Here is a 16,961-nt window from a genome sequence, read left to right as displayed (position 1 = left end):
GACAACAAAGATGGCACTGAAAAAATTCAACCCGATAACGCCGAGCACCCGCCAGTTGGTCATCGTCGATCGCTCGGGCCTCTACAAGGGCAAGCCCGTCAAGGGCTTGACCGAAGGCCTGACCAAGTCGGGCGGCCGTAACAATTACGGCCGCATCACGGCCCGCTTCATCGGCGGCGGTCACAAGCGTACGTACCGCATCATCGACTTCAAGCGCCGCAAGTTCGACATTGTCGGCACTGTCGAGCGTATCGAATACGATCCGAACCGCAGCGCCTTCATCGCGCTGATCAAGTATGACGATGGTGAGCTGTCCTACATCATCGCCCCGCAGCGCCTTGCTGCCGGCGACAAGATCGTGGCCGGCGAAGCGGTCGACGTGAAGCCGGGCAATGCGATGCCGCTGGCCTCGATGCCGGTCGGCACGATCGTCCACAACATCGAGCTGAAGCCGGGCAAGGGCGCCCAGGTTGCCCGTTCGGCTGGCGGTTATGCCCAACTCGTCGGCCGTGACCAGGGCATGGCGATCCTGCGCCTGAATTCGGGTGAGCAGCGCGTCGTCCACGGCTCGTGCATGGCCACTGTCGGCGCCGTGTCCAACCCGGACCACGGCAACATCAATGACGGCAAGGCAGGCCGCACGGTGTGGCGGGGAAAACGTCCGCACAATCGCGGCGTGACCATGAACCCGGTCGACCATCCGCATGGCGGCGGCGAAGGCCGCACCTCGGGTGGCCGCCATCCGGTTTCGCCTTGGGGCAAGCCGACCAAGGGCAAGAAGACGCGGTCCAACAAGGCGACCGACAAGTTCATCCTGCGCTCGCGCCATCAGCGCAAGAGCTAAGAAGAGGTAACGCCAAGTGACTCGTTCGATTTGGAAAGGCCCCTTCATCGACGGCTACCTTCTCAAGAAGGTGGACAAGGTTCGTGAAGGTGGTCGCAATGAGGTGATCAAGATGTGGAGCCGTCGCTCCACCATCCTGCCGCAGTTCGTCGGCTTCACCTTCGGTGTCTACAACGGCCAGAAGCACGTTCCCGTTTCGGTGAACGAGGACATGGTCGGCCACAAGTTCGGTGAATTCGCTCCGACCCGGACCTATTACGGTCATGGCGCGGATAAGAAGGCGAAGAGGAAATAATCATGGGCAAGGCCAAAGCTCCGCGCAGGCTTGCTGATAACGAAGCGCGCGCCGTGTTGCGCACGATCCGTATCAGCCCGCAGAAGCTGAACCTGGTTGCCGCGCTGATCCGCGGCAAGAAGGTCGCGACAGCGCTTTCCGATCTCGAATTCTCGGCCAAGCGGATTTCCGGCACGGTCAAGAAGACGCTGGAATCGGCGATCGCCAACGCGGAAAACAACCACGACCTCGACGTCGATGCGCTGATCGTGGCGGAAGCCTATGTCGGCAAGTCGATCGTCATGAAGCGGTTCCATGCCCGTGGCCGTGGCCGCGCCAGCCGTATCGAGAAGCCGTTCTCGCACCTCACGATCGTCGTTCGTGAAGTCGAAGAAAAAGTGGAGGCCGCATAATGGGCCAGAAAATCAATCCGATCGGTCTGCGTCTTGGCATCAATCGCACCTGGGATTCGCGCTGGTTCGCCAACACCGGCGAGTACGGCAAGCTGCTGCATGAGGACATCAAGATCCGCAAGTATCTTGAGAAGGAACTCAAGCAGGCTGCGATTTCGAAGGTCGTGATCGAGCGCCCGCACAAGAAGTGCCGCGTCACCATCCATGCGGCGCGTCCGGGCCTGATCATCGGCAAGAAGGGCGCCGACATCGAGAAGCTTCGCAAGAAGCTGATGGAGATGACGAAGTCCGAGACGCATTTGAACATCGTCGAAGTGCGTAAGCCCGAGATCGACGCCACGCTGGTCGCCCAGTCGATCGCCCAGCAACTCGAGCGCCGCATCGCGTTCCGCCGCGCCATGAAGCGCGCCGTGCAGTCTGCGATGCGCCTCGGTGCCGAAGGCATCCGCATCAACTGCGCCGGCCGTCTCGGCGGCGCCGAGATCGCGCGCATGGAATGGTACCGCGAAGGTCGCGTGCCGCTGCATACGCTGCGCGCCGACGTCGACTACGGCACGGCCGAAGCACACACCGCCTACGGCATCTGCGGCGTCAAGGTCTGGGTGTTCAAGGGCGAAATCCTCGAGCACGACCCGATGGCTTCGGAGCGCCGCGCCACCGAGGGCGATCATGCCCATGGCGGTGGTGGTGAGCGCGAACGCGGTCGCCGTCGCGAAAACGCCTGAGACAGTTGAGAATTTGGAGTTAGAACGATGCTGCAGCCAAAGCGCACAAAGTTCCGCAAGCAGTTCAAGGGCCGTATCCATGGTGCCGCCAAGGGTGGCACCAATCTGGATTTCGGCGGTTTCGGGCTGAAGGCGCTTGAGCCGAACCGCGTCACCGCGCGTGAGATCGAGGCGGCCCGCCGCGCGATCACTCGCGAAATGAAGCGCGCCGGCCGCGTCTGGATCCGTATCTTCCCGGACGTGCCGGTGACGTCGAAGCCGACCGAAGTCCGCATGGGCAAGGGCAAGGGCGCGGTCGATTACTGGGCGGCGCGCGTCAAGCCGGGCCGCATCATGTTCGAGATCGACGGCGTCAATGAGGAAACCGCCCGTGAGGCGCTGCGTCTCGGCGCGGCCAAGCTCTCGGTCAGGACGCGCTTCGTACAGCGCATCGCAGAATAAGGACGGGCTGATCATGAAAGCCGAAGACATCCGGACCAAGACCCAGGACCAACTGACCGACGACCTGGCCAGCCTGAAGAAGGAGCAGTTCAACCTGCGCTTCCAGAAGGCCACCGGCCAGCTCGAGAAGACCGCGCGCGTGAGGCAGGTCCGCAAGGACATTGCGCGTATCAAGACCATCGCTGCGGAAAAGTCCGCGGCTAAGAAGGCTTAAGGACGAAAACCATGCCAAAGCGCATTCTGCAGGGCACCGTCGTCAGCGACAAAAACGAGAAGACGGTTGTCGTCAAGGTCGAACGGCGCTTCACGCATCCCGTGATGAAGAAGACCGTGCGCATGACCAAGAAGTACAAGGCGCACGACGAGAACAACGCCCACAAGGTTGGCGATCAGGTGTTCATCCAGGAATCGAAGCCGATTTCCAAGGACAAGCGCTGGACCGTCGTGTCTTCGGACCAGGCCTGATCAGGGCGAACGAAACGAATTTTGGACAGACCGGGGAAGGGTGAAGAACCCGTCCCGTTAGAAGAGAAGAAGGCGGCCAGTCATGATTCAGATGCAAACAAACCTCGACGTCGCGGATAATTCCGGCGCCCGTCGTGTCATGTGCATCAAGGTGCTGGGCGGCTCGAAGCGGAAATACGCTTCCGTGGGCGACATCATCGTGGTGTCGATCAAGGAAGCAATCCCGCGCGGCCGCGTCAAGAAGGGCGATGTGATGAAGGCGGTCGTGGTTCGCACGGCCAAGGACATCCGTCGCCCGGACGGCAGTGTGATCCGTTTCGACAAGAATGCGGCCGTTCTCGTCGACAACAAGAAAGAGCCGATCGGCACGCGTATCTTCGGACCGGTTCCGCGCGAACTCCGCGCCAAGAACCACATGAAGATCATCTCGCTCGCGCCTGAAGTGCTGTAAGGAGCCGGACCAATGCAGAAGATTAGAAAAGGCGACAAGGTCGTCGTGCTGGCCGGCAAGGACAAGGGCCGTTCGGGCGAAGTCCTCTCGGTACAGCCGAAGGAAGACACCGCGCTGGTGCGCGGCGTCAACATGATCCGTCGTCACCAGAAGCAGTCCCAGTCCCAAGAGGGCGGGATCATCACCAAGGAAGCGCCGATCCAGCTGTCGAACATCGCGCTGGCCGACCCCAAGGATGGCAAGCCGACTCGCGTCGGCTTCATCTTCCAGAAGGACGGCAAGAAGGTGCGCGTCGCCAAGCGCTCGGGAGAAGTCATCAATGGCTAAGGCTCAAACCAAGCAGGCGACTGCCCAGAACACGCCGCGCCTCAAACAGGTCTACAACGAGACCATCCGCAAGGCGCTGCAGGAGCAGTTCGGCTACGAGAACGAGATGCAGGTTCCGCGCATCGACAAAATCGTGCTGAACATGGGTGTCGGCGAAGCGACCGGCGACTCGAAGAAGCCTTCGATCGCGGCGGAAGATCTTGCGCTGATCGCCGGCCAGAAGGCCGTCGTCACGCACGCCCGCAACTCGATCGCCGGCTTCAAGGTCCGCGAAAAGATGCCGATCGGCGCCAAGGTCACGCTGCGCAAGGAACGCATGTACGAGTTCCTCGACCGTCTCGTGAACATCGCGCTGCCGCGCGTCCGCGACTTCCGCGGGCTCAATCCGAAGAGCTTCGATGGCCGTGGCAACTATGCCATGGGCATCAAGGAACACATCGTGTTCCCGGAGATCAACTACGACAAGGTTGATCAGATCTGGGGCATGGACGTCATCGTTTGTACGACTGCGAAGACGGACGACGAAGCCAGGGCATTGCTCAAGGCCTTCAACTTCCCCTTCCGCCAGTAACGGCAGCGAGAAAAGGAAAAATCTGAAATGGCAAAGACCAGCTCAGTCGAGAAGAACAACAGGCGCCGCAAGCTTGTGGACCAGTACGCTGCCAAGCGTAAGGCCCTCAAGGCGATCATCATGGATCAGTCCAAGCCGATGGAAGAGCGCTTCCGCGCTCAGCTGAAGCTTGCGGCACTGCCGCGCAACTCGGCCAAGATCCGCATCCGCAACCGCTGCGAAGTCACCGGACGCCCGCGTGCCTACTATCGCAAGCTCAAAGTATCGCGCATCGCGCTTCGTGATCTCGGCAACAACGGCCAGATCCCGGGCCTGGTCAAGTCGAGCTGGTAAGGAGGACATAACATGTCATTGAGCGATCCTCTCGGCGATATGCTGACCCGCATCCGCAACGCCTATGGCCGCAAGAAGTCGAGCGTTTCGACGCCGGCCTCGCGCCTGCGTACCCGCGTCCTCGACGTGCTGAAGGCGGAAGGCTATATCCGCGACTACAGCCAGACCGACTTCGACAACGGCAAGTCCGAAATCGAGATCGAGCTGAAGTATTTCGACGGTGCGCCGGTCGTGCGCGAAATCGCCCGCGTCTCGAAGCCGGGCCGTCGCGTTTACGTTTCGGCGAAGTCGATCCCGCACGTCGCCAACGGCCTCGGCATCGCCATCCTTTCGACACCGAAGGGCGTGATGGCCGACCACGAAGCGCGTGAACAGAATGTCGGCGGGGAAATCCTCTGCCAGATCTTCTGATCTGGAGCGCGATCCCGAACCGAACCACACAGTGAAAAGTGGAACCCGGCTTTCGGACAAGATCACGCTCGAAACAGAGACCTGAAACAAGAGAAGTGACGAGGACAACAAAATGTCTCGTATTGGAAAGAAACCCGTTTCGCTGCCGCAGGGCGTGACCGCGACCGTCGACGGCCAGACCGTCACGGCGAAGGGCCCCAAGGGTGAGCTGAAGTTCGTGGTGAACGACGAAGTGCTGGTCAAGATGGAAGGCAGCGAGATCGCTGTCCAGCCACGCGACCAGACCAAGACCGCCCGTTCCAAATGGGGCATGTCGCGCACGCAGATCGTCAACATCCTGCAGGGCGTCAAGGACGGTTTCGAAAAGAAGCTTGAGATCACCGGCGTCGGCTATCGCGCCGCCATGCAGGGCAAGAACCTGCAGCTGGCGCTCGGCTTCAGCCATGATGTCGTCTACGAAACGCCGCAGGACATCACGATCACCGTGCCGAAGCCGACGGAAATCACCGTAACCGGCATCGACAAGCAGAAGGTCGGTCAGGTTGCTGCCGAGATCCGCGAATATCGCGGTCCCGAGCCGTACAAGGGCAAGGGCGTCCGTTACGCTGGCGAGAAGATCGTCCGCAAGGAAGGCAAGAAGAAGTAATTTCAACGCCGCGGGGAGCGGTCGCGGGAGGCTTGTCTACCGCATAGGGTTGCCCCCGTTTTTTGAAGGCAAGGAAACTGATATCATGGGCTCGAAAGAATCCACACAACGCCGCGCTCAGCGCGTCCGCCGCCAGATCAAGAAGGTCGCGGGCGAGCGTCCGCGTCTGTCGGTCCACCGCACGTCGAAGAACATCTACGTCCAGGTGATCGACGACGCCAAGGGCCACACCATCGTTGCCGCCTCGACGCTGGAGAAGGACCTCAAGGGTTCGCTCAAGACCGGTGCAGACACTGCCGCCGCTGTGGCAATCGGCAAGCTGATCGCCGAGCGCGCTTCGAAGGCCGGCGTCAAGGAAGTCGTCTTCGACCGCGGACCGTACATCTATCACGGCCGCGTCAAGGCGCTGGCCGAGGCCGCCCGTGAAGGCGGCTTGAGCTTCTAAAGCATGATCCCGAACCGGAGGTCAGCGCAGCAAAAGTTGCAGACTTTTCGGATAAGATCATGCGAAGGGAAACATGAGTTTCGCCCCCGGCAACCCACAGAGGTGCCGGATATCATTATCAACCGTGCTTCCGGAAAAAAACAAGGAACAGGATATGGCACAGGAACGTAGGGATGGCGGCCGCGGCCGTGATCGCGAAGAGCGCGACGACGGCATGGTGGACAAGCTCGTCCACATCAACCGCGTCGCCAAGGTCGTCAAGGGCGGCCGGCGCTTCGGCTTTGCAGCACTCGTCGTCGTCGGCGACCAGAAGGGCCGCGTCGGCTTCGGTCATGGCAAGGCGCGCGAAGTGCCTGAGGCGATCCGCAAGGCGACCGAATCGGCCAAGCGCGACATGATCTTCGTGCCGCTGCGCTCGGGCCGTACGCTGCACCACGACGTCGAGGGACGCTGGGGCGCCGGACGCGTTCTGTTGCGCGCTGCCAAGCAGGGTACCGGCATCATCGCCGGCGGCCCGATGCGCGCCGTCTTCGAGACGCTCGGCATGCATGACGTGGTCGCCAAGTCGATGGGTTCGTCGAACCCGTACAATATGGTTCGCGCCACCTTCGACGCGCTGAAGAGCCAGATGCATCCCAAGGATGTGGCTGCTGCGCGCGGCATCAAGTATTCGACCCTTCAGGCCCGCCGCGGCACCGCCGTTGCGGCCGAAGAATAGTCGACGCTGACCAGGGATTTTGACCATGGCCAAGAAAGCAACCAAGACCATCACCGTCGAGCAGATCGGTTCGCCGATCCGCCGGCCGAAGGAGCAGCGCGCGACGCTGGTCGGCCTCGGCCTCAACAAGATGCACAAGCAGCGCACGCTGGAGGACACCCCCTCCGTGCGCGGCATGATCGCTGCCGTCCAGCATCTCGTCCGCGTCGTGGACGAGGGCTGAACCAGAGCGCAGGAGAACTCAGATGAAACTCAACGATCTGCGTGACAAGGACGGCGCGACGCATTCCAAGAAGCGTCTCGGCCGCGGCATCGGTTCCGGCTCGGGCAAGACCGCCGGTCGCGGCGTCAAGGGCCAGAAGGCGCGCTCCGGCGTCGCCGTCAACGGCTTCGAGGGTGGCCAGATGCCGCTCTACCGGCGCCTGCCGAAGCGTGGCTTCAACAACATCTTCGCCAAGAGCTTTGCCGTCGTGTCGCTGGCCCGCATCCAGGCCGCGCTCGACGCCAAGAAGCTCGACGCCAAGACGACCGTGACAGCCGAAGCGCTGGTCGCGGCCGGCGTCATCCGCCGCGTCAAGGACGGCGTGCGCATCCTCTCGGACGGCGACATCAAGGCCAAGCTCGCCTTCGACGTGGCCGGCGCCTCCAAGGCTGCCATCGAGAAGATCGAAAAGGCCGGCGGTTCGGTGAAGCTGCCGGAAAAGGCAGCCGCCGAGTAACGGCGATTTGAAGCGCGATCGGCAAGAGTGGGACACGTTTCGCTTTCGATTTGCGCTTTGATTCGAGCAATATGGCGGCCGCATCAACGCGGCCGCTTGCATGTTTGCAGTCCGGAGCTTATCTCGTGAGCTTCGGTGACACGCGCCGCCTGAGTTGCGGGCCATCGAGCGTGACCAAGCGGAGAATCAGGCATGGCTTCGGCTGCTGAACAACTAGCCTCGAATCTGAATTTCTCGGCCTTCGCCAAGGCGGAGGATCTGAAGAAGCGCATCTGGTTCACGATCGGCGCGCTGCTCGTCTACCGCCTCGGCACCTATATCCCGCTGCCCGGCATCAATCCGGACGCATTCGCCCAGGCCTTCTCGTCGCAGAGCAAGGGCGTGCTTGGCATGTTCAACATGTTCGCCGGCGGCGCCGTGGAGCGCATGGCGATCTTTGCCCTCGGCATCATGCCCTATATCTCCGCTTCCATCATCATGCAGCTGATGACCTCCGTCATCCCGTCTCTGGAGGCGCTGAAGAAGGAAGGCGAACAGGGCCGCAAGGTCATCAACCAGTATACCCGCTACGGCACTGTGCTTTTGGCACTGGTCCAGGCCTACGGCATTGCGGTCGGGCTGGAAGGCGGCAACGGCATCGTCAGCGATCCCGGCATGTTCTTCCGCATCTCGACCGTCATCACGCTAGTCGGCGGCACCATGTTCCTGATGTGGCTCGGCGAGCAGATCACCGCCCGCGGCATCGGCAACGGCATTTCGCTGATCATCTTTTCCGGTATCGTCGCCGGCCTGCCGCAAGCCATCTCCGGTACGCTGGAACTTGGCCGCACCGGCGCGCTGTCGACCGGCCTGATCCTGGCGATCATCGTTCTCGCCGTCGTCGTTATCGCGCTGATCGTGTTCTTCGAACGCGCCCAGCGGCGCTTGCTGATCCAGTATCCCAAGCGCCAGGTCGGCAACCGCATGTTCCAGGGCGACACCTCGCACCTGCCGCTCAAGCTCAACACAGCCGGCGTCATTCCGCCGATCTTCGCGTCTTCGCTGCTGTTGCTGCCGGCGACGGTCGCCGGCTTCTCGCAGACGACCAACATGCCAGCCTGGGCCAGCACCGTCCTGGCGGCACTCGGCCATGGCCAGCCGCTCTACATGGCGTTCTATGCGGCGATGATCGTGTTTTTCGCCTTCTTCTATACGGCGATCGTCTTCAACCCGAAGGACACCGCCGACCAGCTCAAGAAGCATTCGGGTTTCATTCCGGGCTACCGTCCGGGCGAGCGCACCGCCGATTACATCGACTATGTTCTCACCCGCATCACCGTCGTCGGCGCCATCTATCTGGTGCTGGTGTGTCTGCTGCCCGAGTTCCTGATTTCAGCGACTGGCGTACCATTCTACCTCGGTGGTACATCGCTTCTGATCGTGGTCAGTGTAACGCTCGATACGGTGGCGCAGATTCAGGGTCACCTGATCGCGCACCAGTATGAGGGCCTGATCAAGAAGTCGAAGCTGCGCGGGGGGAAAAAGGCCAGATGAGGTTGATATTGCTTGGACCGCCAGGGGCGGGCAAGGGGACGCAAGCACAAAGACTGGTAGAAAAATACGGCATACCCCAACTCTCCACGGGCGATATGCTGCGCGCTGCTGTCCAGGCCGGTACCGAAGTCGGCAAGCGCGCCAAGGCGGTGATGGACGCTGGCGAACTGGTTTCCGACGCCATCGTCAACGCCATCGTGGCAGAGCGTATCGATCAGACCGATTGCGCAAAGGGTTTTATCCTTGACGGATACCCGCGAACCCTGGTGCAAGCGGACGCGGTGGAATCGATGCTCTCGGATCGCGGCCTCACGCTCGACGCTGTCATCGAACTTGTCGTCGACGACAAGGCACTGGTTGGTCGAATCGGCAAGCGCGCCGAGGAGGCCATGGCCGCGGGTCTGCCGGTGCGCAAGGACGATAATCCGGCGGTGTTCGAAGAGCGCCTGAAGGAGTACTACAAGAAAACGTCGCCGCTGATCGGCTACTACTATGCCAAGGGCAAGCTGAGAGGTGTCGACGGCATGGCCGACATCGATGCGGTGACGCGACAGATCGAAGTGGTGCTCACGGCTGCGACCCAGCAGGTTGGCCAGGCGGCCAGCTAGAGAATTAAACGATTACGCTTGACTGGAGCGGTTCGCTGGGGTATGGCGGCCCGTCTTCCTATCAGGCATGAGGCTTGCTTGCCCGCAAGGGCAAGGCAGCCGCTTTGAACTGGAAACTCCCGCATGGGCCGGCCTCCACCGGACGCGGGGCAACTTTGATAGCGCCGGCTTGCCCGGCCCACATGGAGAAGAGAAGAACATGGCTCGTATAGCCGGCGTCAACATTCCGACCAACAAGCGCGTCGTCATTGCGCTTCAGTACATTCACGGCATTGGCAAGAATTTCGCCCAGGAGATCGTCGACAAGGTCGGCATCCCGGCCGAGCGCCGCGTCAACCAGCTGACCGACGCGGAAGTGCTGCAGATCCGCGAGACGATCGACCGCGACTATCAGGTCGAGGGCGATCTGCGCCGCGAAGTGTCTATGAACATCAAGCGGCTCATGGACCTCGGCTGCTATCGCGGCCTGCGTCATCGCCGCTCGCTACCGGTTCGCGGCCAGCGCACGCATACCAATGCGCGCACCCGCAAGGGCCCGGCCAAGTCGATCGCCGGCAAGAAGAAGTAATTTAGGGCAGTACGGGAGTAGGGCAGTAAGGCAATAGGATCGGCAGACATACTGCCCTACTGCCGTATTCCCCTACTGCCTTCTCCCTGGTGGAGCCGCTGGCATTACGGCGGTGTAGAGATCAACTGAAAGGACCATCATGGCCAAGGAAGCCACACGTGTTCGCCGTCGCGAACGCAAGAATATTTCGTCGGGCGTTGCCCACGTCAACTCGACCTTCAACAACACGATGATCACCATCACCGACGCGCAGGGCAATTCGATTGCCTGGTCGTCGGCGGGAGCCCAGGGCTTCAAGGGGTCTCGCAAGTCGACGCCGTTTGCTGCCCAGATGGCTGCCGAGGACGTTGCCAAGAAGGCCCAGGAACACGGCATGCGCATGCTCGAGGTCGAGGTCTGCGGACCCGGCTCCGGTCGTGAATCGGCGCTGCGTGCGCTGCAGGCAGCCGGCTTCACCATCACCTCGATCCGTGATGTGACGCCGATCCCGCACAATGGCTGCCGCCCGCGCAAGAAGCGCCGCGTCTAAGAATTACCGAACGCCGCGCGAACGCCAGTAGCGTTCCTCCACGGCATTCCAGGTCGCCCGCCACGATTGGATGGTGGCGGGTCAACGGAAGGAAAGCATCATGATCCAGAAAAATTGGCAGGAACTGATCAAGCCGAACAAGATCGAGTTTTCGTCGAAGAAGAAGACGCTGACCACGCTGGTCGCCGAGCCGCTCGAGCGCGGCTTTGGTCTCACCCTCGGCAATGCGCTGCGTCGCGTGCTTCTGTCTTCGCTGCGTGGCGCGGCTGTGACCGCCGTGCAGATCGACGGCGTTCTGCATGAATTCTCGTCCATCGCCGGCGTGCGCGAGGACGTGACCGATATCGTCTTGAACATCAAGGAAATCGCCATCCGCATGGAAGGTGACGGCCCCAAGCGCATGGTCGTGCGCAAGCAGGGACCGGGCGCCGTTCTCGCCGGCGACATCCAGACGGTCGGCGACGTCGAGATCCTCAATCCCGACCACGTCATCTGCACGCTGGACGAGGGCGCTGAAATCCGCATGGAGTTCACCGTCGATACCGGCAAGGGCTATGTGCCGGCCGACCGCAATCGCGCCGAAGACGCGCCGATCGGCCTCATCCCGGTCGACAGCCTCTACTCGCCGGTCAAGAAGGTTTCCTACAAGGTCGAGAACACCCGCGAGGGCCAGGTTCTCGACTATGACAAGCTGACCATGACGATCGACACCGACGGTTCGATCTCGGGCGAGGACGCGGTGGCTTTCGCCGCCCGCATCCTGCAGGACCAGCTTGGCCTGTTCGTCAATTTCGACGAGCCGCAGAAGGAAGTCGCCGCCGAACAGGTGACCGAACTTGCCTTCAACCCGGCGCTGCTCAAGAAGGTCGACGAGCTCGAACTTTCGGTGCGTTCGGCCAACTGCCTGAAGAACGACAACATCGTCTATATCGGCGACCTGATCCAGAAGACCGAAGCCGAGATGCTGCGCACCCCGAACTTCGGCCGCAAGTCGCTGAACGAGATCAAGGAAGTCCTGGCGGCGATGGGCCTGCACCTCGGCATGGAAGTGCCGGATTGGCCGCCGGAAAACATCGAAGACCTCGCCAAGCGTTACGAAGATCAATATTGAGGCTGTGGCCTCTTGAACCCGGAATGAAGGAGAAGAGCCATGCGCCACGGATTTAAAGGCCGCCGGTTCGCCCGCAGCATAAGCCATCGCAAGTCGATGTTTGCCAACCTTGCCGTATCGCTCATCGAGCATGAGCAGATCCTCACCACCTTGCCGAAGGCGAAGGATCTGCGTCCGATCGTCGAGAAGCTGGTGACGCTCGGCAAGCGCGGCGATCTGCATGCCCGCCGCCAGGTGATTGCCCAGATCGGCAATGAAGGCGTCGTCAAGCGCCTGTTCGACACGATCGCGCCGCGCTACGCCACTCGCAACGGCGGCTATTTGCGCATTATGAAGGCGGGCTTCCGCCACGGCGACAATGCCGCCATGGCGGTCATCGAGTTCGTCGATCGCGACACCTCGGCCAAGGGCGCCGGCGACCGTGCCCGCATCGAGGCAGAAGGCACCGACGAGGAAGCCGCAGCCGCATAAGCTTCGGTTTCCCTGAAAGAGTTCAAAAGGGCCTGCGGGCCCTTTTGTGCATTCTGGAAGCGGTACGGGGCATTGCTGCGATCTTCGTGACTCAGCTCATGTCTTTTCCTCGAGAATAATTCGATTTCATTGCCTTAGCCTTTCATTTTGCACAATCGTCGGGACAATGGCGCCCGACCCGGAGGACTCGGAATGCGCGTAAAACGGATGTCCCTTGTTCTACTCTGCGCCTTGATGGCGCTGGCAGTCGTGCCGGCGGCCAGGCAGGCGCTGGCTCAGGACACCAAGCCCGATCCCGGGCTGTCCGATGTGCTGACCGACATGCTGCGCGGCGCCGAAGGCGAAAATGCCACCTCCGGTCCAGACAAACGCGTGCCGTTTGGCCGCGAGGAGGTGCAACTGTCCTTTGCGCCGCTGGTCAAGCAGACGGCGCCGGCCGTGGTCAATGTCTATGCCTCGCAAACGGCCAAGTTGAGGTCGCCCTTCGACGGCGATCCTTTCTTCGAAGAGTTCTTCGGCCGTTCGCAGCCGCGTGCGCAGTCCTCGCTCGGCTCCGGCGTGCTGGTCGATCCGACAGGCATAGTGGTCACCAATTTCCACCTCATCAAGGACGCCGATCAGGTCAAGGTCGCCACCGCGGACGGGCGTGAATTCGACAGCAAGGTGCTGCTCAAGGACGAGACGCTTGACCTCGCCGTGCTCAAGATCTCCGCCGACAAGCCATTTCCGGTCGTCGCCATCGGCGATTCCGACGCGCTCGAGGTTGGCGACCTGTTGCTGGCCATCGGCAATCCCTTCGGTGTCGGCCAGACCACCACCAGCGGCATCGTTTCGGCGCTTGCCCGCAGCCACATCGGCGTTTCCGATTCCAGTTTCTTCATCCAGACCGACGCCGCGATCAACCCCGGCAATTCCGGGGGGGCGCTGATCAACATGGGTGGCCAGTTGGTCGGCATCAACACGGCGATCTACAGCCGCAGCGGCGGCTCGATCGGCATCGGCTTTGCTATTCCCTCCAACATGGTTCGCGCGTTTGCCGATGCGGCCAAGGCCGGCCGCGACTTCTTCGAGCGGCCCTATATCGGCGCCGAATTCGAGCGCGTGACGCCGCAGATCGCCGAATCGCTCGGTCTGGAGACCCCGACCGGGGCGCTGGTTTCGTCCGTCGAAGAAGCAGGGCCGGCGGCCACGGCGGGGCTCAAGCCCGGCGATGTCGTGCTGTCGCTCAATGGCACGTCGGTCGAGAGTATCGAGGCGCTGGATTACCGGATTGCGACGCTGTCGATCGGCACCAATGCCAGCTTCGCCGTCCTCAGCAAAGGCCAGCAAGCGACGATGGAAATCGCGCTGGAGCGCGCGCCGGAAGGTGCAAAACTCGCGGAAGTGACACTGCGCGGTCGCAGCCCGTTTTCCGGTGCCAAGGTTGCGGAATTGTCGCCCCGGCTCGCCCAGCGGCTCGGCATGCGTGCCGATGTCAAGGGTGTTGCTGTGGTCGACATCAATCGCGGTTCGCCCGCAGCCGATTTCGGCTTCCAGCCGGGCGACATCGTTCGCGAGGTCAATGGCTTGACCATCGATACCGCCGCGACCCTGGAACAGGCAGCCATGGAAGAGACGCGCTGGTGGCGCTTTACCGTCGAGCGCGGCGGGCAGATACTGCGCCAGGTGTTGCGTTACTGAGCCCGAGCGTCGATCCTTCGGACGAGATCGCGCTCCAACGAAACGAAGTGCATGGCCGATCTGTTCAGTGTCGATGAACCGGAAAAGGCGCCGCCCGGCAGGCCGCTGGCCGACCGGCTGCGCCCGAAGAACCTCGGCGAGGTCGTTGGCCAGGAGCATCTGACCGGGCCCGACGGCGCACTGACGCGGCTGATCGGCTCCGGCTCGCTCGGCTCGATGATCTTCTGGGGGCCGCCCGGGACGGGCAAGACCACGGTCGCTCGGTTGCTTGCCGGCGAAACCAGCCTTGCCTTCCAACAGATATCGGCGGTGTTTTCCGGTGTCGCCGACCTGAAGAAAGTGTTCGAGGCGGCGAAGCTGCGCCGCTCCAATGGCCGTCAGACGCTGCTCTTCGTCGACGAGATCCATCGCTTCAACCGCACCCAGCAGGACAGTTTTCTGCCTGTCATGGAAGACGGCACCGTCGTGCTGGTTGGCGCCACGACGGAGAACCCGTCCTTCGAGCTGAACGCGGCGCTTCTGTCTCGCGCGCGCGTGCTGGTCTTCCATTCGCTCGGTGAGGACAGCATCGCAAGACTGCTGGCGCGTGCCGAGGAGACCGAGGGCAGGGCGCTGCCGCTCGACGACGAGGCGAGGGCGATGCTCATCCGCATGAGCGATGGCGATGGCCGCGCGGCGCTGACGCTGGCCGAAGAGGTCTGGCGCGCCGCCAAGTCAGGCGAGGTGTTCGGCGCCGAGGGCCTGCAGCGCATCGTCCAGCGCCGGGCGCCGATCTACGACAAGGGCCAGGACGGCCACTACAATCTGATCTCGGCACTGCACAAATCGGTGCGCGGCTCCGACCCGGACGCCGCCCTCTATTATCTCGCCCGTATGTTCGACGCCGGCGAGGATCCGCTCTATCTCGGCCGCCGGCTAGTGCGCATGGCGATGGAGGATATCGGGCTGGCCGACCCGCAGGCGCTGGTCATCGCCAATGCGGCCAAGGATGCCTACGACTACCTGGGCTCGCCAGAGGGCGAGCTCGCCTTCGCCGAGGCCACCGTCTATCTCGCCAGCGCGCCCAAATCCAATGCCGTCTACACCGCGTTCAAGGCCGCCACACAGGCGGCGAAGGACTTCGGCTCGCTGCTGCCGCCCAAACACATCCTCAACGCGCCGACCAAGCTGATGAAAGAAGAAGATTACGGCGCCGGCTACCGTTACGACCACGACGAGCCGGACGCTTTTTCCGGACAGGATTATTTTCCGGAAAAGATGGGCCGCCGCACATTCTATGATCCGCCCGAGCGCGGTTTCGAGCGTGATATCAGGAAACGGCTCGACTATTGGGCGAAGCTGCGCGGCGAGCGGCAAAAGTAGGCTCGCGCGGCCCTGCGGTCTCTTGAGACCAAGAAGGCCCGAGGTGCCTGACACCGTAGCTTGACCGGCAGGAGGGAGCATGACGTATCATCTGTTGCTTGTCTGTCTTGGCGGCGCGATCGGCGCAATGGCCCGCTTCTTCCTGTCCGGCTTCGTCGCCCGCCGGGTCGGCGAGACCTTTCCCTGGGGCACTATGGTCGTCAACGTTTCGGGGGCATTTGCGATCGGTGTCGTTGCGCATGCGGTGGCGCGCGACAGCATGCCCGCCATCTGGGCCTTTGCCGCAACCGGCGGCCTCGGCTGCTACACCACGGTTTCCTCCTTTAGCCAGCAGACGCTGGCACTGGCGCGCGAGGGCGAATGGCTGCGCGCCGGCGGCAATGTGCTGCTTTCGGTCTTTCTGAGCCTCGGTGGTGTGACGCTGGGCTTTGCCGCAGGAAGTCTTCTGATTGGCAGTGGGGCGCCATGAGCAGCCCGCGGAAGCTCCGCTCCGGCGGGACGGACACCGCCGCAGCAGAGCATGCGGCGCGCCTTATTAGCTGGCGCAAAACGAACGAAGCGGTTCGGATCTATGCGACCGTGGCCGCAGGCAGCATGATTGGCGGCGTGCTGCGGGCGCTTGCCTCGCTGACGAGCACTGCCCTGTGGGGCAATGGATTCCCATTCGGCACGCTCCTCGTGAATATTGTCGGCTCATTCCTCATCGGCTTCTATGCGACATTGACGGGGCCGGATGGCCGCGTCTTCGCCAGCCCGTTGCAGCGCCAGTTCTTCATGACCGGCTTCTGCGGTGGCCTGACAACCTTCTCCGCCTTCAGCCTTGAAACGCTCACCCTCGCGCAAAGCGGGAAGCTTATGGCGGCTGCGGCCAATATCGCGATCTCCGTGGTAACGTGGCTTGCCGCCGTCTGGCTTGGCCACATCCTTGCAGTGCGCCTCAACCGGCTGAGAGGATCCAGGCAATGAAGATACCAAGACAGGCGCAGTTGCTGCGCATATTCATCGGCGAGAACGACAGGGCAGACGGCCGTCCGCTGTATGAGGCGATTGTGCTGAAGGCCCGCGAAATGCAGATTGCCGGCGCTACCGTCCTGCGCGGGGCGATGGGGTTCGGCCATTCCAGCCGGCTTCACACCTCGAAGATCCTCCGTCTGTCGGAGGATCTGCCCCTTGTGATCGAGATCGTCGATGACGAGGAAAAGATAGCCGCTTTCCTGCCCGTCCTTGAAACAATCATGACAAGTGGTTTGATCACACTGGAGAAAGTTCAGGTTCTGCAATATGGAACCGATAACGAATGATCGAGTGTGAGGTTG

28 protein-coding genes are annotated in these 16,961 nt (G+C 62.1%); all 28 read left to right on the top strand.

Annotated features, from left to right (window positions below; all coding sequences use genetic code 11):
• The first annotated feature begins 10 nt into the window (after positions 1 to 10).
• The 28 genes from rplB to AC0NIE_RS22750 all read left to right on the top strand — a co-directional run bounded on the left by rplB (position 11) and on the right by AC0NIE_RS22750 (position 16,946).
• Positions 11 to 844 (top strand): 50S ribosomal protein L2, encoded by an 834-nt coding sequence (rplB, locus tag AC0NIE_RS22885; RefSeq protein WP_029352208.1) that lies wholly within the window; start codon positions 11 to 13, stop codon positions 842 to 844.
• 16 nt (positions 845 to 860) lie between these two features.
• A complete protein-coding gene (gene rpsS, locus AC0NIE_RS22880; protein ID WP_006205463.1) occupies positions 861 to 1,139 on the top strand; it encodes a 30S ribosomal protein S19 in 279 nt (92 codons plus the stop codon).
• 2 nt (positions 1,140 to 1,141) lie between these two features.
• Positions 1,142 to 1,531, top strand: a complete 390-nt coding sequence (gene rplV, locus AC0NIE_RS22875) for a 50S ribosomal protein L22 (protein WP_023799292.1) — start codon at positions 1,142 to 1,144, stop codon at positions 1,529 to 1,531.
• Positions 1,531 to 2,256, top strand: a complete 726-nt coding sequence (gene rpsC, locus AC0NIE_RS22870) for a 30S ribosomal protein S3 (protein ID WP_077377560.1) — start codon at positions 1,531 to 1,533, stop codon at positions 2,254 to 2,256. The genes rplV and rpsC overlap by 1 nt, the downstream gene beginning before the upstream one ends.
• A 27-nt stretch (positions 2,257 to 2,283) precedes the next feature.
• Positions 2,284 to 2,697 carry a 50S ribosomal protein L16 gene (gene rplP, locus AC0NIE_RS22865; RefSeq protein ID WP_023799290.1) on the top strand — a complete coding sequence of 138 codons (414 nt, stop codon included), beginning with the start codon at positions 2,284 to 2,286 and terminating at the stop codon, positions 2,695 to 2,697.
• 13 nt (positions 2,698 to 2,710) lie between these two features.
• On the top strand, positions 2,711 to 2,911 hold the full coding sequence (rpmC, locus tag AC0NIE_RS22860) for a 50S ribosomal protein L29 (protein ID WP_006205459.1): 201 nt from the start codon (positions 2,711 to 2,713) through the stop codon (positions 2,909 to 2,911).
• Between the two features lie 11 nt (positions 2,912 to 2,922).
• On the top strand, positions 2,923 to 3,162 hold the full coding sequence (gene rpsQ / locus AC0NIE_RS22855; protein ID WP_023799288.1) for a 30S ribosomal protein S17: 240 nt from the start codon (positions 2,923 to 2,925) through the stop codon (positions 3,160 to 3,162).
• An 82-nt stretch (positions 3,163 to 3,244) separates the two neighbouring features.
• Positions 3,245 to 3,613, top strand: a complete 369-nt coding sequence (gene rplN / locus AC0NIE_RS22850) for a 50S ribosomal protein L14 (protein ID WP_006205457.1) — start codon at positions 3,245 to 3,247, stop codon at positions 3,611 to 3,613.
• A 12-nt stretch (positions 3,614 to 3,625) separates the two neighbouring features.
• Positions 3,626 to 3,940 carry a 50S ribosomal protein L24 gene (gene rplX, locus AC0NIE_RS22845; protein WP_013531428.1) on the top strand — a complete coding sequence of 105 codons (315 nt, stop codon included), beginning with the start codon at positions 3,626 to 3,628 and terminating at the stop codon, positions 3,938 to 3,940.
• Entirely contained in the window at positions 3,933 to 4,511 is a 579-nt protein-coding gene (rplE, locus tag AC0NIE_RS22840) for a 50S ribosomal protein L5 (protein ID WP_023799287.1), read from the top strand. Before rplX ends, rplE begins: the two co-directional genes overlap by 8 nt.
• Before the next feature lie 27 nt (positions 4,512 to 4,538).
• The gene (gene rpsN, locus AC0NIE_RS22835; protein WP_029352223.1) at positions 4,539 to 4,844 is read left to right on the top strand and encodes a 30S ribosomal protein S14; all 306 of its coding nucleotides are present in this window, start codon (positions 4,539 to 4,541) and stop codon (positions 4,842 to 4,844) included.
• A gap of 12 nt (positions 4,845 to 4,856) precedes the next feature.
• On the top strand, positions 4,857 to 5,255 hold the full coding sequence (rpsH, locus tag AC0NIE_RS22830; RefSeq protein WP_006205453.1) for a 30S ribosomal protein S8: 399 nt from the start codon (positions 4,857 to 4,859) through the stop codon (positions 5,253 to 5,255).
• Positions 5,256 to 5,367: 112 nt separating this feature from the next.
• Entirely contained in the window at positions 5,368 to 5,901 is a 534-nt protein-coding gene (gene rplF / locus AC0NIE_RS22825; RefSeq protein WP_023799285.1) for a 50S ribosomal protein L6, read from the top strand.
• 85 nt (positions 5,902 to 5,986) lie between these two features.
• Positions 5,987 to 6,346 carry a 50S ribosomal protein L18 gene (gene rplR / locus AC0NIE_RS22820; RefSeq protein ID WP_292405045.1) on the top strand — a complete coding sequence of 120 codons (360 nt, stop codon included), beginning with the start codon at positions 5,987 to 5,989 and terminating at the stop codon, positions 6,344 to 6,346.
• Positions 6,347 to 6,500: 154 nt separating this feature from the next.
• Positions 6,501 to 7,064, top strand: coding sequence for a 30S ribosomal protein S5 (gene rpsE / locus AC0NIE_RS22815; RefSeq protein ID WP_006333394.1), 564 nt, complete (start codon positions 6,501 to 6,503; stop codon positions 7,062 to 7,064).
• Positions 7,065 to 7,089: 25 nt separating this feature from the next.
• Positions 7,090 to 7,287 (top strand): 50S ribosomal protein L30, encoded by a 198-nt coding sequence (rpmD, locus tag AC0NIE_RS22810; protein ID WP_006205449.1) that lies wholly within the window; start codon positions 7,090 to 7,092, stop codon positions 7,285 to 7,287.
• A gap of 22 nt (positions 7,288 to 7,309) precedes the next feature.
• Positions 7,310 to 7,783, top strand: coding sequence for a 50S ribosomal protein L15 (gene rplO, locus AC0NIE_RS22805; protein ID WP_123151505.1), 474 nt, complete (start codon positions 7,310 to 7,312; stop codon positions 7,781 to 7,783).
• A gap of 192 nt (positions 7,784 to 7,975) precedes the next feature.
• Positions 7,976 to 9,316 (top strand): preprotein translocase subunit SecY, encoded by a 1,341-nt coding sequence (secY, locus tag AC0NIE_RS22800; protein WP_095494912.1) that lies wholly within the window; start codon positions 7,976 to 7,978, stop codon positions 9,314 to 9,316.
• Complete coding sequence (locus AC0NIE_RS22795; protein WP_473487419.1) at positions 9,313 to 9,924, top strand: adenylate kinase; 612 nt, start codon at positions 9,313 to 9,315, stop codon at positions 9,922 to 9,924. Before secY ends, AC0NIE_RS22795 begins: the two co-directional genes overlap by 4 nt.
• Positions 9,925 to 10,123: 199 nt before the next feature.
• The gene (gene rpsM, locus AC0NIE_RS22790) at positions 10,124 to 10,492 is read left to right on the top strand and encodes a 30S ribosomal protein S13 (protein WP_029352234.1); all 369 of its coding nucleotides are present in this window, start codon (positions 10,124 to 10,126) and stop codon (positions 10,490 to 10,492) included.
• Between the two features lie 139 nt (positions 10,493 to 10,631).
• Positions 10,632 to 11,021 carry a 30S ribosomal protein S11 gene (gene rpsK / locus AC0NIE_RS22785; protein WP_023799279.1) on the top strand — a complete coding sequence of 130 codons (390 nt, stop codon included), beginning with the start codon at positions 10,632 to 10,634 and terminating at the stop codon, positions 11,019 to 11,021.
• A 100-nt stretch (positions 11,022 to 11,121) separates the two neighbouring features.
• On the top strand, positions 11,122 to 12,132 hold the full coding sequence (locus tag AC0NIE_RS22780; protein WP_023799278.1) for a DNA-directed RNA polymerase subunit alpha: 1,011 nt from the start codon (positions 11,122 to 11,124) through the stop codon (positions 12,130 to 12,132).
• A gap of 39 nt (positions 12,133 to 12,171) precedes the next feature.
• Positions 12,172 to 12,603, top strand: coding sequence for a 50S ribosomal protein L17 (rplQ, locus tag AC0NIE_RS22775; protein ID WP_023799277.1), 432 nt, complete (start codon positions 12,172 to 12,174; stop codon positions 12,601 to 12,603).
• A gap of 192 nt (positions 12,604 to 12,795) precedes the next feature.
• Positions 12,796 to 14,283, top strand: coding sequence for a DegQ family serine endoprotease (locus tag AC0NIE_RS22770; RefSeq protein WP_473487420.1), 1,488 nt, complete (start codon positions 12,796 to 12,798; stop codon positions 14,281 to 14,283).
• Positions 14,284 to 14,334: 51 nt separating this feature from the next.
• Complete coding sequence (locus tag AC0NIE_RS22765) at positions 14,335 to 15,645, top strand: replication-associated recombination protein A (protein WP_473487421.1); 1,311 nt, start codon at positions 14,335 to 14,337, stop codon at positions 15,643 to 15,645.
• A gap of 79 nt (positions 15,646 to 15,724) precedes the next feature.
• Positions 15,725 to 16,114, top strand: a complete 390-nt coding sequence (crcB, locus tag AC0NIE_RS22760; protein WP_473487422.1) for a fluoride efflux transporter CrcB — start codon at positions 15,725 to 15,727, stop codon at positions 16,112 to 16,114.
• Between the two features lie 110 nt (positions 16,115 to 16,224).
• Positions 16,225 to 16,611, top strand: coding sequence for a fluoride efflux transporter CrcB (crcB, locus tag AC0NIE_RS22755; protein WP_473487423.1), 387 nt, complete (start codon positions 16,225 to 16,227; stop codon positions 16,609 to 16,611).
• Positions 16,608 to 16,946 carry a DUF190 domain-containing protein gene (locus tag AC0NIE_RS22750; RefSeq protein ID WP_287342270.1) on the top strand — a complete coding sequence of 113 codons (339 nt, stop codon included), beginning with the start codon at positions 16,608 to 16,610 and terminating at the stop codon, positions 16,944 to 16,946. Before crcB (AC0NIE_RS22755) ends, AC0NIE_RS22750 begins: the two co-directional genes overlap by 4 nt.
• Positions 16,947 to 16,961: the final 15 nt, after the last annotated feature.

The sequence above is a fragment of the Mesorhizobium sp. WSM4842 genome, from assembly GCF_055901575.1.
The sequence above is the reverse complement of the archived record's forward strand: the minus strand, read 5'-3'. Positions and strand labels throughout refer to the sequence as shown.

Excerpts from the sequence above, each read along its gene's own strand:
- rplB (WP_029352208.1), top strand. The coding sequence starts at position 11 with ATGGCACTGAAAAAATTCAACCCGATAACGCCGAGCACCCGCCAGTTG.
- rplV (WP_023799292.1), top strand. The coding sequence starts at position 1,142 with ATGGGCAAGGCCAAAGCTCCGCGCAGGCTTGCTGATAACGAAGCGCGC.
- rpsC (WP_077377560.1), top strand. The coding sequence starts at position 1,531 with ATGGGCCAGAAAATCAATCCGATCGGTCTGCGTCTTGGCATCAATCGC.
- rplP (WP_023799290.1), top strand. The coding sequence starts at position 2,284 with ATGCTGCAGCCAAAGCGCACAAAGTTCCGCAAGCAGTTCAAGGGCCGT.
- rpmC (WP_006205459.1), top strand. The coding sequence starts at position 2,711 with ATGAAAGCCGAAGACATCCGGACCAAGACCCAGGACCAACTGACCGAC.
- rpsQ (WP_023799288.1), top strand. The coding sequence starts at position 2,923 with ATGCCAAAGCGCATTCTGCAGGGCACCGTCGTCAGCGACAAAAACGAG.
- rplN (WP_006205457.1), top strand. The coding sequence starts at position 3,245 with ATGATTCAGATGCAAACAAACCTCGACGTCGCGGATAATTCCGGCGCC.
- rplX (WP_013531428.1), top strand. The coding sequence starts at position 3,626 with ATGCAGAAGATTAGAAAAGGCGACAAGGTCGTCGTGCTGGCCGGCAAG.
- rplE (WP_023799287.1), top strand. The coding sequence starts at position 3,933 with ATGGCTAAGGCTCAAACCAAGCAGGCGACTGCCCAGAACACGCCGCGC.
- rpsN (WP_029352223.1), top strand. The coding sequence starts at position 4,539 with ATGGCAAAGACCAGCTCAGTCGAGAAGAACAACAGGCGCCGCAAGCTT.
- rpsH (WP_006205453.1), top strand. The coding sequence starts at position 4,857 with ATGTCATTGAGCGATCCTCTCGGCGATATGCTGACCCGCATCCGCAAC.
- rplF (WP_023799285.1), top strand. The coding sequence starts at position 5,368 with ATGTCTCGTATTGGAAAGAAACCCGTTTCGCTGCCGCAGGGCGTGACC.
- rplR (WP_292405045.1), top strand. The coding sequence starts at position 5,987 with ATGGGCTCGAAAGAATCCACACAACGCCGCGCTCAGCGCGTCCGCCGC.
- rpsE (WP_006333394.1), top strand. The coding sequence starts at position 6,501 with ATGGCACAGGAACGTAGGGATGGCGGCCGCGGCCGTGATCGCGAAGAG.
- rpmD (WP_006205449.1), top strand. The coding sequence starts at position 7,090 with ATGGCCAAGAAAGCAACCAAGACCATCACCGTCGAGCAGATCGGTTCG.
- rplO (WP_123151505.1), top strand. The coding sequence starts at position 7,310 with ATGAAACTCAACGATCTGCGTGACAAGGACGGCGCGACGCATTCCAAG.
- secY (WP_095494912.1), top strand. The coding sequence starts at position 7,976 with ATGGCTTCGGCTGCTGAACAACTAGCCTCGAATCTGAATTTCTCGGCC.
- AC0NIE_RS22795 (WP_473487419.1), top strand. The coding sequence starts at position 9,313 with ATGAGGTTGATATTGCTTGGACCGCCAGGGGCGGGCAAGGGGACGCAA.
- rpsM (WP_029352234.1), top strand. The coding sequence starts at position 10,124 with ATGGCTCGTATAGCCGGCGTCAACATTCCGACCAACAAGCGCGTCGTC.
- rpsK (WP_023799279.1), top strand. The coding sequence starts at position 10,632 with ATGGCCAAGGAAGCCACACGTGTTCGCCGTCGCGAACGCAAGAATATT.
- AC0NIE_RS22780 (WP_023799278.1), top strand. The coding sequence starts at position 11,122 with ATGATCCAGAAAAATTGGCAGGAACTGATCAAGCCGAACAAGATCGAG.
- rplQ (WP_023799277.1), top strand. The coding sequence starts at position 12,172 with ATGCGCCACGGATTTAAAGGCCGCCGGTTCGCCCGCAGCATAAGCCAT.
- AC0NIE_RS22770 (WP_473487420.1), top strand. The coding sequence starts at position 12,796 with ATGCGCGTAAAACGGATGTCCCTTGTTCTACTCTGCGCCTTGATGGCG.
- AC0NIE_RS22765 (WP_473487421.1), top strand. The coding sequence starts at position 14,335 with ATGGCCGATCTGTTCAGTGTCGATGAACCGGAAAAGGCGCCGCCCGGC.
- crcB (WP_473487422.1), top strand. The coding sequence starts at position 15,725 with ATGACGTATCATCTGTTGCTTGTCTGTCTTGGCGGCGCGATCGGCGCA.
- AC0NIE_RS22750 (WP_287342270.1), top strand. The coding sequence starts at position 16,608 with ATGAAGATACCAAGACAGGCGCAGTTGCTGCGCATATTCATCGGCGAG.